The following is a 16,621-nucleotide window of genomic DNA, read 5'->3' as shown; positions in this document are numbered from 1 at the left end:
ATATAATGCGATAAGGTCGGAAGAAATTCCGGCCTTTTTTTATCTATCGTACTAACGAAAAGTGTCTTCGCACGGATCTGGCAACAATGACATTTTCATCATTGCGCTCATATTCCAATCGGAACCAATAATCGGAAGAAGGCATGTCCCTCCCATTGAAAGTGCCATCCCAACCGATGTTTACATCAATCTGCTTAAGCAACTTTCCGTAACGGTCGAAAATATACACTACAGGATTGCCCAACTCCTCTACCCCATACACGGTCCAATTATCGTGGGCACCATCACTATTGGGCGTGAAAAATTTTGGATAGCCCACGACCAAAAATTCGATAGGTTCGGTGGTGCCACAACCGTTTTTATCGTTAATAACCACAGTGTTTACGCCAGGAGGAACATCCAAAAACACAGGGTCGTCCTGATATTCCCCTCCGTTGATGGCATATTCATAATTTCCGTCTCCCACGGGGACAATTTCAATATTGTAAGGGTCGGTCTGGTCGCTGTTGACCAAATCGTCAATTACCCGAACCTCATCCAATTCGGGAGTGCCGTAGAAGGTAATCAATACATCATCGGTTATAATGGTTGCCTGATTGGTTTCGATAGAAACAAAATAACGTCCCGAATTGGGGCTGGAAACAGTCAACTCGGTCTCCGTAGCACCATTGGCCAAAATTTGGTCGATAACACCATCATCATCAAAATCAACGCTCCATGTTACATTGGCAATATTGGGACCTGCCGGTGAATTAAGGGCAGATAAAACAATGTCCGGGTCGCCTTCGCAAGCTACAATATCGAAACCTAAAAACTCATCGCGCAAACTACAATCCAGCGCCGTATTTTGGTCTTCATCCACAGAAGTACCCGTAAAGGTGAGGATAAAGTCCTCTGGCTCATCATCAAAATTGGTGTTGTAATTATTGATGTAGAGATAATAGATTTCGCCCTGTCTCACATTCAACCATTCATCATAGGTGTTTTGGCTTCCTTTTACAAACGGAGCCCCTTCCCTACCATCAACAGGATTGGTGCCAATTCCGGTGAAACCGGTATCATTATACTCGTAATTGCAACGAATGGGCTGTGCGGTTCCATCCCCTACTATGGTGCAAAAATTTTCATTGGAAGTTTCATCAAAAGGACCGTACAGAGCAAAATCCCATTCCGCGGTGACCGGGCTTCCCGGAGTAACGGGAAGGGCTTCAATGTCAAAACCGATTTGACCATCGGTTCCTGCCCTAAACACATACCAAGCCGTATTGTTTTCGATATTGGCGGAACTCACGCTCCCTTTTTCCAAACATCCGGTTTGGGTAATGACCTCAGGATCAAAATCGTCAATATCCCCACCTCCGTCGGTGGTTCCCAAAATGGGAGCATCGGCACAAACGGGTATCGCTGTTCTACAATCTGGGGAGTTTTGCGCGCTGACCAACTGGCATACAAGAAAAAAACAGATAGCGCTGAATAGAGCTCTCATAGAATTTTGGGGCTATTGATTATGCTGCTTATTAGCAGTATAACTCCTTAACCTACGCTTTTAGTATGCAGTCATCGAAGAAATTTACCGTTAATCGACAAACGGTAACACTTCGCTATCGCCTTAAGGAAAAATGGCTTTGCAGGTATTTGGCAACGGTGCGGTTGCCATCTGCATCAATGTAGGACAACTTGAACCAGTAATCGGTTGATGGCAAAGGTTTCCCTTGAAAATTCCCGTCCCATCCAGCATCGAACTCGTTCATTTGTTTAATGAGTTTACCATAGCGGTCATAAATCGTTACAATGGGCGAGTTCAAGGTAGAAAGCCCCTCAATCTGCCAAGTCTCGTTCAACACATCGCCATTGGGCGAAAAAGCAGTAAGAAAGCCCACGACCACAATGTCTTCTTCTACCTCACCACAGCCATACAAATCTCGCATTCGTATGGTATGAACACCAGGAGGAACACCTTGGAACACATTGCTGCTTTGAAAATCAGTACCATCTAGACTAAATTCATAGGTACCATCGCTATCGGTATTGATGGTAACGGTATTATTGACACTCATATCGGCTATATCAATACTGGAAATTTGGGGCACGGTGGATATCTCGACCACAACCGTTCTGCTGGCCTCACAAACAATTCCATTGGATTGATGGGTTACCGTTAGGATATATTCCCCCGCTTCGGATATCAAAATAGATGGGGTTTGCTCTCCTGTATTCCATTGATAGGTGTAATTAGGATTGGGCTGCGTTTCCCCGATTTCCAGACTTCCAACGGCTTCACAGATGACAGCCTGCTCATCGAAGGTTAACACTGGGGTGGCTATGGCATTGATATCAAAACTTTGGGAAGCATCGTAGCAATCAGGATTTGCCAAGGAGGTAGTCCTCACATAAATAGTTTCCGAACCGCCTGAAAGGACATGGTTTCGCTCTAATGGAGCTATACCTGCATGCGCATCGGCTTGGGTACTATGATAACTGACCACAAAAGCACCTGGATCTATTCCGCTAAGAGCTTCTCCGTTTTTAGTATTCAAATCAAAGGTCATTCCCGGTTCATGGCAAAAGGTTTCGTCAGACAGCATACCCGTAACCGGCACTTCATTAAATCCAACTTGCACATCGCTTACAATTTGTTCTGCGGACGTAAGGACCACTACTCGGTAATTGCCCGAACCTGGAACGGTATAGGTAGCTCCATTGGCTCCTGATATCAATTGAAAACCAGTCCCTTCATCACGATACCACTCATAACCGGCAGCCCCTGTGGTTGTTGCATCCAGGACTACAGTTTCGCCTTCACAAACGGTGATGGGCGGACCCAACAAATTACTCACAATGGAACAATCCAAAGCGCTGTTGGGGTAATCTACCCATACATTTCCTGTAAATTGTATGGAAAAACCAGAGTTGATGTTGCTAAAATTATTGATGAACAGGTAGTACTCCTCACCAGCCTCAACCTGTAACCAGTCTTCATAGTGTACGGAGTCTTCATCGCCCGTAGGGTCCTCCCCCACTCCTATAAAACTGGTATTCTCACTGTTGTCGAAAAAATTACATCGAACGGGGTCGCCCAAATTGTTGCAATCCGTAGCTTGGTACAAAGCAAAATCCCAATCCTCATTACTGTTATGCCCTATATTGAAGCCCAATTGGCCAGCTTCAGCCGTTCTAAAGCGATACCAAGCCGAATTGGATTCAATGGCACCCGTTGTGGTCTGCTCCAAGCAACCGCTGGATGATGCCCCATTAAAGTCATCGGTACCAAAACCATCGGTACCTCCATTAACAGGGGTATTGCTGCAAATTGGAATTGCTTGGGTACAATCTTGGGCAACTTGCCCTTGTGCAGTTTGCCAGAACAATAAAAGCAGCACGATCCTTATAATAGGTTTCAACATAAAAGACTGTAGGTTTGGGCATTATAAAAGTACCGCGCACTGTGCCTTAACAATAATTTATGTTGTCAAACCCTTGATACCAGATGTTAAATCGTTCATTAATGTATATCTTTGCCCTCCATAAGCAGTACCTATGAAATTAGAGCAGGCATTGGAAGAACAATATGAAGAAAGAGGGAACGACCACGTAGGTTCCTCATCGGATACCCCTTTACGAGAGGATGCTTTTGTATTGAGCGACGAAGAAAAAATCGAAAGAATACAAAAAAGCGTCAGGGAAATTATGCTTACCCTGGGTCTTGATTTGGATGATGATAGTTTGAAAGGCACCCCAAAACGGGTGGCCAAAATGTACGTACAGGAAATTTTTGGTGGATTGCATCCGGACAGAAAGCCAAAATCATCAACTTTTGACAATAAGTACAAGTACGGCGAAATGTTGGTCGAAAAAAATATCGTAGTGTATTCCACTTGCGAGCATCACTTATTGCCCATCGTTGGGCGGGCGCACATTGCCTATATTTCCAATGGAACCGTGGTTGGACTTTCCAAGATGAACCGAGTTGTGGATTATTTTGCCAAACGACCACAGGTACAGGAGCGTATGAACATCCAAATCGTAAAGGAGCTTCAAAAAGTGTTGGGAACCGAAGATGTGGCCTGTGTTATTGACGCCAAGCACCTCTGTGTAAACTCTAGGGGTATTCGCGATATCGAGAGCAGCACGGTAACGGCTGAGTACGGCGGCAAATTCAAGGAAGAGGCCACAAGACGGGAATTTTTGGACTACATCAACATGGATACCGAATTTTAAACACCAACCGTTTAAATGCAATTGTACAAAGAGCAAACCTTACGCATCCATAACTCCCTTACTGGAAAAAAAGACGTATTCCAACCCATAAACGAAGGCCACGTAGGCATGTATGTCTGCGGTCCTACCGTTTACAGCAATGTACATCTGGGCAATTGCCGCACCTTTATGTCCTTCGACATGATTTTTCGGTACTTCAAGCATTTGGGATACAAAGTGCGCTATGTGCGAAACATTACCGATGCAGGACACTTGGAGAACGATGCGGATGAAGGGGAGGACAAGATTGCAAAAAAGGCCAAGTTGGAGCAGATTGAACCCATGGAGGTAGTGCAACGTTATACGGTGGATTTTCACAATACCTTGCAGTTGTTCAACTTATTGCCCCCAAGCATTGAGCCCACCGCCACGGGACACATCATAGAGCAGATAGAAATCATCAAGGACATTCTTGAAAAAGGATATGCCTACGAAGCCAATGGTTCGGTCTATTTTGATGTGATCAAGTTCAACAAAGACCACGATTACGGTAAATTGAGCGGCAGAAAGTTGGAAGATATGATTACCAACACCCGAGAACTTACCGCCCAGGACGAAAAAAGAAACCCACAGGATTTTGCGCTTTGGAAAAAAGCCGAGCCACAGCACATCATGCGTTGGCCATCCCCTTGGGGCGATGGTTTCCCGGGATGGCACCTGGAATGTACGGCCATGAGCACCAAATACTTGGGCGAAACCTTCGATATTCACGGTGGTGGAATGGATCTCAAATTTCCCCATCACGAATGTGAAATAGCACAAGCCGAGGCCAGTACGGGAAAATCTCCCGTAAACTACTGGATGCATGCCAATATGTTAACGCTTAACGGTAGAAAAATGTCCAAATCAACGGACAACAATATTTATCCTGCGGAGATTTTTAGTGGTGACAATAACATCTTAAGCAAGCCCTACACCCCTGCGGTAGTTCGCTTTTTTATGATGCAAGCGCATTACACGAGTATTTTGGACCTTAGCGATGAAGCTTTACAAGCCTCCGAAAAGGGATATAATCGTTTGATGGAAGCCTTGGATAGCATCGATAAATTAAAAACAGGAACAAAATTAGACTTTGATGTGGCAACATGGAAGCAGAAATGCTACGATGCCATGAACGACGATTTCAACACCCCGATTTTGATAGCACAGCTGTTCGAGGCAGTAAAGCACATCAACTTGATCAAAGAGGATAAGGAAAGTATTTCCAATGAGGATAAAGCGGAATTGAAAAAAACATTGCAAGCCTTTATTTATGATGTATTGGGCATAGAAAACCAGTCTATGGCCAAAGATGACTCCAACACCTTGAACGGGGTCATGGAACTGTTGATTGACATCAGGAACGAGGCGCGTGCCAAAAAGGACTTTGCCACTTCCGATAAAATACGCGATCAATTGGTAGCTTTAGGGATTCAAATCAAAGACGGTAAGGACGGAACCACTTTTAGTGTCAACTAAGCGTTTTTCAAAAATTTTGATTGGTATTCTCCGGGCGAAACATGAATCTTTCGTTTGAACAATCGGTTGAAATAGGAACGGTTCTCGAAACCACATTCCAAATAGATTTCCTTTATTTTTTTGTCCGGGTCCTTCAATAGCTTGATGGCCATTTTAATACGCTCACCGTTAATGTAATCAATGGGGGTGATTCCCAACTCCTCCTTAAAGGTTTTGTGAAAGTGGGATTCGCTCATACAGGCCTTTTTGCTCAAATCACTGACGGATATTGGTTCGTGCAGATGGTTGGAAATGTACTCCACTACATAGGCCAATCGGTTATTGGCGCTTAACTTGGTTGCGTTTTGGTTATAATTCTCACGGCGGTTGCCCTGCAAAATACGGATAATCAATTCTTGCAACATATTATCCACAAAAAAGTCCTTGGAAGGATGATTTTCGGTAAATAAATACAGGAGCCTTTGAATGATTCCATAAATACTGGCATCATTGGTAAAGTGATAGTTGTAATCCATCAAAGCCCATTCGGAACCATCATGCTTTGGCATGGATTCATTCATCAAGTTGATGACCTTATTGATTTTTTCGTCAGAAATGGCCATGGCCAAGCAACGTGTCGGATTCTCTTGGTTCGCCTCTGGGAAATCAATGCACATGACCTCGTTAGAGGGCAAAATCAAAGATTCGCCCGGTAAAAAATCAAAGGAATTCTTATCCCGTAAGTGCATCACCTTTTTTCCGATCAGCATGGAGGCTAGAACAGGTTGGTCAAATTGCAGGAGCACCTTTTGTGCTTGCAAATGCGTTTCAAAGACATGCATGGCTGCATTGTTGAGGGTGTAGGACGTTTGGTTTTCCACCAAATGCTCCAGCTTTCTCTCTTTGAAAAATCGTTCAGATAACTGCATGTTAAGTGTTTACTCCTTAAAATATCAAACAAAAACTTAATAAATATAAAAAATTAAGCGTTCTTTTTTGTTAAAAATATAAATCAAAGAGGATTGGTCATGTCATTAATAGAATACGTCAGATGTACGGAGTTCAAAATCAATACTTTTAGAATCAGTCACTTAGTACAAGTGATGACGCACATAAATATTAACTAAAACAACTTGTATTATGAGCAATGTACAAACTACGGAACAAAACGTTCTGGAAAAACCAAAGTTTAAGGACCAATACGAAAATTATATCGGTGGCAAATGGACCCCTCCCACCAAAGGAGAATACTTTGACAATGTTTCCCCTGTCGATGGGAACTCGTTTACCAAAATAGCAAGGTCCACCTCAGAAGATGTGGAAAAGGCCATTGACGCGGCCTGGGCAGCAGCTCCGGAATGGAATAATTCCTCGGCCACTTACCGCAGCAATCTTTTATTGAAAATTGCTGATGTGATGGAAAATAATTTAGAGGTGTTGGCCCGTGCCGAAACGTGGGACAACGGCAAAGCCCTTCGTGAAACCCGTGCAGCCGATATGCCCCTGGCCATTGATCACTTTAGATATTTTGCAGGGGTAATCCGTGCAGAGGAAGGTTCCGTAAGTGAATTGGATGCCAACACGGTTTCCATGAATATATTGGAACCACTGGGAGTCGTGGGACAGATTATTCCATGGAACTTCCCCATTTTGATGGCGGCATGGAAAATAGCTCCGGCCTTGGCGGCAGGCAACTGTGTAGTTCTAAAACCCGCAGAGCAAACCCCTGTAGGAATTTTGATTTTGATGGAGCTTATCGAGGATATTCTCCCCGCTGGAGTCCTCAATATCGTGAATGGATTTGGTTTGGAAGCAGGCAAGCCTTTGGCCTCCAGTCCGCGTATCAATAAAATCGCCTTTACCGGGGAGACTACCACGGGGCAATTGATCATGCAATACGCTTCCAAAAACATTATCCCCGTTACTTTGGAATTGGGAGGAAAATCTCCAAACGTGTTCTTTGAGAGCATAATGGAAGCTGATGACGAGTTCTTCGATAAGTGTTTGGAAGGAGCTGTTATGTTCGCCCTTAACCAAGGTGAAGTATGCACTTGCCCCTCTCGAATATTGGTTCAGGAAAGCATTTTTGATGCCTTTATCGAGCGTGTCGTGGAACGCACAAAAGCCATCAAGCTGGGGCATCCGTTAGACCCAACTACCATGATGGGTGCACAGGCCTCGAATGACCAGTATGAAAAAATTCTAAACTATATCCAAATCGGCAAGGAAGAAGGATGCGAAGTGCTCGCCGGTGGAGAAGCCGCCTACAATGAAGGACTTGAGGGCGGATACTACATCCAACCCACCATCTTAAAAGGAAACAACAAAATGCGGGTGTTCCAAGAAGAAATTTTTGGACCTGTGGTCTGTGTGACCACTTTTAAGGACGAGGCCGAAGCCTTGGAAATCGCCAACGATACCCTTTACGGATTGGGCGCTGGGGTTTGGACGCGCGATATGCATCAGGCCTACAAAATTTCCAGGCAGATCCAAGCTGGTAGGGTTTGGGTAAATTGTTACCATGCCTATCCCGCCCACGCACCATTTGGCGGCTACAAAAAATCAGGAATTGGTAGGGAAACCCATAAAATGATGCTTAATCATTACAGACAGACCAAGAACATGTTGATCTCTTACGACAAGAACAAATTGGGCTTTTTCTAGGATGGAGCCTTTGGTAAAACGTGTACTGGTTTCGGACAATGCCATAAAAATCATTGAACAACTTAGGGAGAAACATGGCGAACTCATGTTCCACCAAAGTGGGGGCTGTTGCGACGGCTCCTCGCCCATGTGCTTCCCTAAAGGTGAACTGATGCTCAATGAGAACGATGTGAAATTGGGCACAATTCACGGTTGCGATTTTTTTATGAGCAAGGACCAGTTCGAATACTGGAAACACACTCAGCTTACAGTGGATGTGACTACGGGACGAGGTGCCAGTTTTAGTCTGGAAATTCCATTGGGTCTCCGTTTTGTCATCAAATCACGACTCTATACGGATGATGAGCGGGAACATTTGGAACCCGTGCAATCGGGTGAAGAAGTTTAAAACATGCCCCGACCTTGTCGGGGCTTTTTGTTTCCTTGTATCTTTGTGTCAGTTAAACATGCCATGAAGAAAATTTTGATAGCGCCATTTGTGCTGTTGGTGCGCTTTTACCAACTTTTTATCTCCCCCATGCTCCCCTCAACCTGTCGCTATTCCCCTACTTGCTCGCAATATACTTTGGAAGCCTTAAAAAAACACGGTTTGCTTAAGGGCGGGTGGCTCTCCATCAAACGGATAGTCAGCTGTAATCCCTGGGGAGGAAGTGGTTATGACCCTGTCCCTTAAAAAATTGAAGTTTAAATAACACTGAGCAACCGTCCAAAGTAGTTATATTAGTCCCTAAAATTTATGCACATGTACTTTCTAGGATTTGACTGGAACCCCGAAGGAACCTTGTTTAAACTGGGTTTTATACAGATAAAATACTATAATCTGCTCTGGATTGCGGCCTTTGTTCTGGGCTGGTTCATCATGAAAAAAATATTCCTGAACGAAAAGAAGTCCATGGAAAAACTGGATTCCCTTTTCATTTATACCGTGGTTTCCATTATGCTGGGGGCACGTTTGGGACATGTGTTTTTTTATGATTGGGACTATTATAAAGATCATTTGGCAGAAATCCTTTTGCCAATTCGCGAAAGTGCCAACAGCTCGCTTTTTGGGCTCATAAACGGTTATGAATTTACGGGCTTTACGGGTCTTGCCAGTCACGGGGCCACCATCGCCGCTGTTATTGGTATTGCGCTGTACTCCTTAAAATGGAAGGATATGAAAATACTCTGGTTATTGGACCGGTTGGTCATTCCTTCAGCGATAGGTGCGGCCTTTGTGCGGTTCGGCAACTTTTTTAATTCTGAAATCAACGGAAAAAAGGTGGATGAATCCTATTTTTTGGCCACCCGTTTTATCCGCGACTCCGACGATATGCCTGCCTATCAGGCCATGGCCTTGACCAAGGAACAGACCCCGAATGCAGCCTACAAGGCCATTCAGCACAATCCGGAGTATGCCAATATTTTAGAGTCAATTCCGTATCGCCACCCCGCACAGCTCTACGAAGCGTTTTGCTATATTTTGGTCTTTATTGGGCTTTATTTGCTTTATTGGAAAACAGATTGGAAAAATAAGCCCGGTTTCTTGTTCGGTCTCTTTTTGGTACTCTTGTTCGTGGTCCGCTTTTTTGTGGAGTTTTACAAGAAAAGCCAGGGCGGTTTCGAGGAATCCCTCGGAATGTTGTCCACCGGACAATGGTTGAGCCTCCCTATGATCATCATCGGTTTCTATTTCATGGTAAAACCCACCCCGGTAGAAATTTAAATTATGGCATACTTCAAACATATCTCCTTTTTGGTCTTTTTACTTGTTTTGGCATCCTGTAAAACCGAGTCCAAGAGCGCAATTAAAACCGAGACTGTTTCCTTCACCAAGGAAGGGGAGCTTAAGGTACTGTCTACCGAAACGGATTCCATTAAGGCCAATTTTGATATTGAAATTGCCGAAACGGAATATGAGACCCAGACCGGACTCATGTACAGGAAATCGATGAAAACAAATCGGGGAATGTTGTTTGTGCAGCCCACTGAGGCATTGCAGTACTTTTACATGAAGAACACGGAAATCCCGTTGGACATCATCTATATCAACTCAGGGATGAAAATCGTGAGCTTTCAAAAAAATGCGCAGCCCTTTAACGAGAACACCTTACCATCCAACGTCCCCGCCAAATTTGTACTCGAAATCAATGCAGGTCTTTCCGACCAATTGGGACTACAGGTTGGGGATAGCATCAGTTTTTCAAGATTATAGTCCAAACTAAAGGATAATCGTAATTTTGGGGAAAGACCTTGAACCGAATGAAGCGGCCGAAAAGCTACGCAATCCTCATACAAAACAACGCCAATACCGAGCCCTTGGTGCAGCGGTTGCTTCAAAATAAGACAGTGGAGGGCCTGACCGAACTGCAGCACTTAAATGGGCTGCTGTTTTCTAGGTCTGAGATTCATCGATATATGGATGAAGAAGATCGCCACGACATCAAAATTTTGACCAAGGATGGCGATCAACCGCTCAAGACCATGAGCAGTGGGGAGCAAAAAAAGGCCCTGCTCAACTATTTGCTCCAACAGAACCCCGACTTTATGGTATTGGTGAATCCGTTTGATAATTTGGACGTTACCACCCAAGTCAAGCTTAGGAAACAACTGCTGGAAATCGCCAAAACCAAAATAGTGGTGCAGGTGGTCAGCCGATTGGATGATATTCTTCCAGGTACAACCCACTTTTTCAAATTGGATGGCAGCACCTTGGAATCCTACCCATACCCAGATGATTTTTGGAACGAAACCAGAATTACCTCAAACCCGTTCCAAGACTCCATACCAGCACCGCTGAAACCCATCGAAACCATACACAGAGAATTGGTTTGTTTCAAAAAAGTGTCTGTCAGTTTTGATGGCAGACCTGTGCTCGACCAAATCGACTGGACCATTAAAAGTGGTGAGTTTTGGCAACTGATTGGACCCAACGGTAGTGGAAAATCTACCCTCCTCTCCATGATTACCGGCGACAGTCACAAAGGCTATGGACAAGATCTCACCATTTTTGGTCAAAAAAAGGGAAGCGGTGAAAGTGTTTGGGACCTGAAGCAAAAAATCGGATACTACACTCCTGCCATTACGGATAAATTTCGGGGTTATCATAGTTTGGAACATATGATCATATCTGGACTTCATGATTCAATCGGCCTTTACGTACAACCCACGGATAGTGAAATCAACCTTGCCCGCCAGTGGCTCCAACTTTTGCAATTGGACGATAGAAAAAGGGAGCATTTCAGGGAATTATCCGACGGCGATAAACGCTTGGTGATGATGGCCCGCGCCATGGTAAAACATCCGCCCTTATTGATTCTTGATGAGCCCACAGCGGGTCTGGACGATGCCAGCGCCTCCCTTTTCGTGGCCTTGGTGAACAAAATAGCCAAGGAGAGCGAAACCGCCATTGTGTTTGTTTCCCACCGAACAGAGCCCCAACTGGAGCCGATGTACATCTATGAATTGATACCTAGGGAAAGTGGTTCAATAGGGATTTCGATTAAATCGTAATCATTTAAAAAACAGATTATTAACAACCTCACTCGTTTTTTTGCTATCTTATAAGGGAATCAAACAGTAACCTTCCCTTCCATGCAAAAAATTAATGTTAAGCCAGGCGCCAAACTTGTAGACTATAAGGCGTACGGTTCTCTCTATTCCTCTGTTCTGGATTTTATGGAACAGGCCCAAGACCCTATCGATTCTCTCAAAGGAAGCACTATTTGGATGATCAACTCTACGGCCATTGGCGGTGGGGTGGCCGAAATGCTCCCGAGTCAGATGCGGATATTGCGCGAACTTGGCGTATCCATCGAATGGCTGGTTATCGAAGCCAAAAAAGAGGCCTTCTTTGATCTGACCAAGCGTATACACAATGCCATTCACGGAAGTGGAAAAGGCGTTTTTACCGGAGAAGACCGTAAGATTTACGAAGAAGTGAATCGAAACAATCTCGCAAAGGCCTTGGAGCTTATCAAGGACGGTGATATTGTAGTGGTACACGACCCACAGCCCATGCCGCTAGCCGCCATGATCAAAAAGGAGAAGCGGGTCTCCATTATTTGGCGATGCCATATCGGTTTGGAGGAAGATACCAAAGTAACCGACGCCGTATGGAAATTTTTGGAACCTTACACGGACGATTATGACCATTTTGTGTTTAGTCTGCCCTCCTATGTGCCCAAGCCCTTGAAAAACAAAACTTCCATTATTCCCCCTGCCATAGACCCTTTGAGCCACAAAAACCGGGAATTGCAATTGCACAAGTGTATTGGTATCCTTTATCAGTCTGGCGTGTTGGACGACCACAAGGCTATTTTGTACCACCGTTATGAGCATTTGGTACGAAAGGTAATGCCCGATGGCTCTTTTGATGTTTTGGATGCAGGTCAGAACTTGGATTTGATCTATCGTCCCATCATCACCGAAATCTCTCGTTGGGACCGCCTCAAAGGCTTTAAGGAGTTGATGGAAGCCTTTATTAAAATGAAACTGGACAACCGAGAACACGGAGATCCCGATAGTTTGGAGTACAAAAGGATTGAAATGACCCTATTGGTGATGGGAGGTCCCGATCCTGCCTTTGTATCGGATGACCCTGAAGGGAAAGAAGTATTACAGGAGCTCACCGAAACGTATAAACAGGTGGACCCTAGCTTGCAAAACGATATAGCCATACTCTTACTGCCTTTGGATAATCCCAAGCAAAATGCGCTAATTGTAAATGCGCTCCAACGCACATCCAGCATTATTGCACAAAATTCCATTCAAGAAGGGTTTGGACTTACGGCCACAGAGGCCATGTGGAAAAGAAAACCTGTATTGGTCTCCAATGCCGCAGGGTTAAAATATCAAGTGGTGCATAACAAAACAGGTCAAATCAACCCGGACCCTACAGATATAGCTAGCTTGGCTAAAACCATGGCCTACATGCTCAATCATCCCAAAGAAAGGGATAAATGGGGCTTTAATGGACAATTAAGGGTTATCCAGAATTTCACCTTGTTTAGCCAACTTTTATCCTGGTTAGGAACCTTATCGGCAAATAGAATATAAAAACAAAGGCCCTTAAAAGGGCCTTTGTGTAAAGTGTAATATAAAAAACGAAAAACTATGCTCCTGTAGCAGCAGCAATTTTCTTCTTCAATGAATCGAACATTATCGGTGTTGCAATAAACACGGAGGAGTAAGTACCCACAACTACACCAACAATCATAGCGAACATAAATCCTCTTAGGCTCTCACCTCCAAAGATGAAGATGGCCAACAATACAATCAATGTAGTAAGGGAGGTATTCAACGTTCTGCTCAACGTACTATTCAGTGCAGAATTGATATTTTCTCCATTGTTAAATCCTTTTAGTCCAGTTATTTCACGGATACGGTCAAAAACAACCACCGTATCGTTGAGTGAGTAACCTATTACCGTCAGGATAGCCGCAATAAAGGCTTGGTCAATTTCCATATTGAAAGGCATAATGCTTCCGGTCAAGGAGAAAATACCCAATACGACCATGACATCGTGGAATACTGCAACAACAGCTCCCAAGGAGAATTGCCATTTTCTAAATCGGAATAGGATATACAGGAACACCACAGCCAACGAGGCAATAATGGCCAAAATAGCTCCTTTCTTAATGTCATCTGCAATGGTAGGACCTACCTTTCGGTATTTCAAAACGCCCAAATCTTCCGCTGTACCACCTGGCTTAAAATCGTCATAGGTAGTACCATCAGGGAAATACTTTTGAATTTGGGTGAACATTTCGTTCAGAATCTCGGTATCCACTTCTGGACCGTTTTCTTCAAACCTGTAATTGGTGGTGATGATAATCTGATTGGCGGCACCAAAAGTCTTTGCGTTGGTTCCACTTCCAAAAACAGCATTCAGGTCACCAGCAATCTCAGATGGGTTCACTGGATCTTCAAATCGAATTTGATAAGAACGTCCTCCTACAAAATCAACGCCTTGTTGCAGTTTAAGAGTCATCAAAGAAACTATACTCACAACAATCAGAATACCTGAAATAATGTATGATATTTTACGCTTGGACAAGAAGTCGATGCTCAAGTTTTTGAACAAGTTCTTGGTGATTCCTGTACAGAAATCCAATCGACGACCTTTTTTACTGGTATAGGCCTCGATCATCAATCGGGTTACAAAAATAGCGGTGAACAAGGACGTTACAATACCAATCATCAGGGTGGTAGCAAAACCTTTAATGGGTCCTGAACCAAAGATAAAGAGGATAATCGCTGTAAGTCCTGTAGTAATGTTGGCATCCAAGATGGAAGACAATGCGTTTCCAAAACCATCGGCAATGGCTTGCGCCTTTCCTTTTCCTCTATCCAATTCTTCTTTGACCCTCTCAAAAATAAGTACGTTGGCATCCACGGACATACCAATGGTCAATACGATACCGGCGATACCGGGCAATGTCAATACGGCCCCTAAGCTGGTCAACACCCCAAAAATCAGGAGAATGTTGAACAAGAGTGCGATATCGGCAAAAACACCTGCTCTTCCGTAGTAGAAAATCATCCATACCAAAACGAACATCATGGCAATGAGGAAGGACATCAAACCACTGTTGATGGCTTCTTGACCCAATGATGGGCCTACTACAAAGGAATCGATAATCTCTGCGGAAGCGGGTAATTTACCAGCTCGCAATACGTTGGCGATATCCTTGGTTTCGTTTACGGTAAACGTACCTGTAATCTCTGAACGGCCACCAGAAATGGGTCCGGAAGACACCCCAGGTGCGGTATACACTTTATTGTCAAGAACAATGGCGATACCAGTCTGATTGTTGTAGGCGTCACCTGTCAATTCTTCCCACTCCTTGGCACCACGGGTGTTCATCGTCATGCTTACGGCAGGCTTATTGAATTGGTCAAAGGTATCCTGTGCATCGGAAACTACGTCTCCGCTTATTCTAGGAGTACCTTCCCTGTTGGATTTCAGCGCATACAAATCCACCACTTCTGCGTCTTGCGATGGTCTTTCCCAAAGGAATTTGGTGAATTGGATGTCGTTTGGCAACAATCTTTTGATTGCCGGCATTCTCAAGTAGCTACCCAACTCGGCCGTATCCGAAACCATGGCGCGCGCAATGGCGTGACTACCTGGGTTGGCCGGAAGCAATTTGCCCAAAAGTGGGTTCGCCTCTGCCGTCATGTCCAATGAGTCCTGAGCCACATCGGAAAGCAGGGAATCAATCTCGGATTCAGGTTTCGCCGCTTCTTCTTCGGATGCCTTGGGCTCCAAAATCTCTTTTAAACGCTCGTTGGCATTTACAAAAAAGTTCCCCAAACTTTGGTTGCTCTGCGGATAGGTTTCCCAGAACTCCAACTGAGCTGTGCTGGACAGCAATTCTTGGGCACGGGCAATATCTTTGGCTCCAGGAAGCTCAACTACGATCCTTCCCGAATTTCCTTCTCTTTGAATATTGGGTTGTGTAACCCCGAAACCATCAATACGCTCACGGAGTACTTCGAATGCAGAAACGATGGATTCATCAATCTTTCTTCGGATGATAGGTTTTACCTCTTCATCGGACATTTGAAAATTGATATCATCACTAAGTCCCTTGTTTGCGAAAATGTCGGGTGAAGCAAGTTTGGTGTCACCTTTAATGTTGTCAAAAGCATCAAAAAACAATTCCAAATAGGTATCATCACTACTGGTTGATGCTTGATCGGCATCGGCCAATGCTTTGTTGAATACCGGGTTTTTGGTATTGTTGGCAAGGCCTTTCAAAATATCCTTTACGGAAATCTGTAAGGTAACATTGATACCGCCCTTGAGGTCCAATCCCTTGTTCAACTCTTTTGTCTTGGCTTCCCCATAGCTCGTATAGCCCAAAACAGTGTTATCACTGATGGAGTCCAAATACGATGCCTCTAAAGCTTCACGCTTTGCAACATAGTCTTCCTCAGCCTCCGAAATTTGGCTAACTGCGTAAGCTTCAGCATCTCCCTCCAACTTGTTAGTGATGAAAGTATAAGATAACTGATAGATGCTCACCAAGCCAAAAAGGATAGCGAAAAGCCTTATAAGTCCTTTATTCTGCATTGATTGTTAATTTTATAGAAGTTTTCTTAAACAGCGTGCAAATATATCATTTCCGATAAGATTTGACAATAGAATTTGATGTAATTGCAATTCCTGATGATGGTTATGGGCCAAAAAAGAAATTGCCATTCCCGACAAACCTTGGAATCTCCCAAAACCGCTGGGCAATTTCCTTAGGGCTTACGTCAGAAATGGCAATTCAAT

The 16,621-nt window shown here is 44.2% G+C and carries 13 protein-coding genes; 9 read left to right on the top strand and 4 right to left on the bottom strand.

From position 1 onward, the window contains the following. Positions 1 to 43: 43 nt before the first annotated feature. Together EO130_RS09500 and EO130_RS09495 are read right to left on the bottom strand one after the other, a co-directional pair. Complete coding sequence (locus tag EO130_RS09500; RefSeq protein WP_127141282.1) at positions 44 to 1,486, bottom strand: T9SS type B sorting domain-containing protein; 1,443 nt, start codon at positions 1,484 to 1,486, stop codon at positions 44 to 46. A 115-nt stretch (positions 1,487 to 1,601) separates the two neighbouring features. Further along, positions 1,602 to 3,404 (bottom strand): T9SS type B sorting domain-containing protein, encoded by a 1,803-nt coding sequence (locus EO130_RS09495; RefSeq protein WP_127141281.1) that lies wholly within the window; start codon positions 3,402 to 3,404, stop codon positions 1,602 to 1,604. 133 nt (positions 3,405 to 3,537) lie between these two features. Between EO130_RS09495 and folE the strand changes: the two genes are divergently transcribed. Then, complete coding sequence (gene folE, locus EO130_RS09490; RefSeq protein WP_127141280.1) at positions 3,538 to 4,218, top strand: GTP cyclohydrolase I FolE; 681 nt, start codon at positions 3,538 to 3,540, stop codon at positions 4,216 to 4,218. 15 nt (positions 4,219 to 4,233) lie between these two features. Then, the gene (cysS, locus tag EO130_RS09485) at positions 4,234 to 5,715 is read left to right on the top strand and encodes a cysteine--tRNA ligase (protein ID WP_127141279.1); all 1,482 of its coding nucleotides are present in this window, start codon (positions 4,234 to 4,236) and stop codon (positions 5,713 to 5,715) included. Here cysS and EO130_RS09480 read toward each other — a convergent pair. Further along, positions 5,712 to 6,623 (bottom strand): AraC family transcriptional regulator, encoded by a 912-nt coding sequence (locus tag EO130_RS09480; protein WP_127141278.1) that lies wholly within the window; start codon positions 6,621 to 6,623, stop codon positions 5,712 to 5,714. The two genes, cysS and EO130_RS09480, sit on opposite strands and share 4 nt — an antisense overlap. A 211-nt stretch (positions 6,624 to 6,834) precedes the next feature. Between EO130_RS09480 and exaC the strand changes: the two genes are divergently transcribed. From exaC to EO130_RS09445, 7 genes are all read left to right on the top strand, one after another. Beyond that, entirely contained in the window at positions 6,835 to 8,358 is a 1,524-nt protein-coding gene (gene exaC / locus EO130_RS09475; protein ID WP_127141277.1) for an acetaldehyde dehydrogenase ExaC, read from the top strand. Position 8,359: 1 nt separating this feature from the next. After that, entirely contained in the window at positions 8,360 to 8,746 is a 387-nt protein-coding gene (locus EO130_RS09470) for a DUF779 domain-containing protein (RefSeq protein WP_127141276.1), read from the top strand. A gap of 63 nt (positions 8,747 to 8,809) precedes the next feature. After that, positions 8,810 to 9,031 carry a membrane protein insertion efficiency factor YidD gene (yidD, locus tag EO130_RS09465; protein ID WP_127141275.1) on the top strand — a complete coding sequence of 74 codons (222 nt, stop codon included), beginning with the start codon at positions 8,810 to 8,812 and terminating at the stop codon, positions 9,029 to 9,031. Positions 9,032 to 9,100: 69 nt separating this feature from the next. Further along, on the top strand, positions 9,101 to 10,063 hold the full coding sequence (gene lgt, locus EO130_RS09460) for a prolipoprotein diacylglyceryl transferase (protein ID WP_127141274.1): 963 nt from the start codon (positions 9,101 to 9,103) through the stop codon (positions 10,061 to 10,063). A 3-nt stretch (positions 10,064 to 10,066) separates the two neighbouring features. Beyond that, the gene (locus tag EO130_RS09455) at positions 10,067 to 10,552 is read left to right on the top strand and encodes a DUF192 domain-containing protein (RefSeq protein WP_164732914.1); all 486 of its coding nucleotides are present in this window, start codon (positions 10,067 to 10,069) and stop codon (positions 10,550 to 10,552) included. A gap of 47 nt (positions 10,553 to 10,599) precedes the next feature. After that, positions 10,600 to 11,850: an ATP-binding cassette domain-containing protein gene (locus EO130_RS09450; RefSeq protein ID WP_127141272.1), complete on the top strand. Its 1,251-nt coding sequence runs from the start codon at positions 10,600 to 10,602 to the stop codon at positions 11,848 to 11,850. A gap of 81 nt (positions 11,851 to 11,931) precedes the next feature. Beyond that, positions 11,932 to 13,395 (top strand): glycosyltransferase, encoded by a 1,464-nt coding sequence (locus tag EO130_RS09445; protein WP_127141271.1) that lies wholly within the window; start codon positions 11,932 to 11,934, stop codon positions 13,393 to 13,395. Between the two features lie 55 nt (positions 13,396 to 13,450). On the opposite strand, the gene secDF is transcribed toward EO130_RS09445, so the two are convergent. Continuing rightward, positions 13,451 to 16,417 carry a protein translocase subunit SecDF gene (secDF, locus tag EO130_RS09440; RefSeq protein WP_127141270.1) on the bottom strand — a complete coding sequence of 989 codons (2,967 nt, stop codon included), beginning with the start codon at positions 16,415 to 16,417 and terminating at the stop codon, positions 13,451 to 13,453. Positions 16,418 to 16,621: the final 204 nt, after the last annotated feature.

Source organism: Flagellimonas marinaquae (assembly GCF_003992675.1).
Lineage (GTDB): Bacteria > Bacteroidota > Bacteroidia > Flavobacteriales > Flavobacteriaceae > Flagellimonas > Flagellimonas marinaquae.
This window is presented reverse-complemented; position numbering and strand designations above follow the sequence as displayed.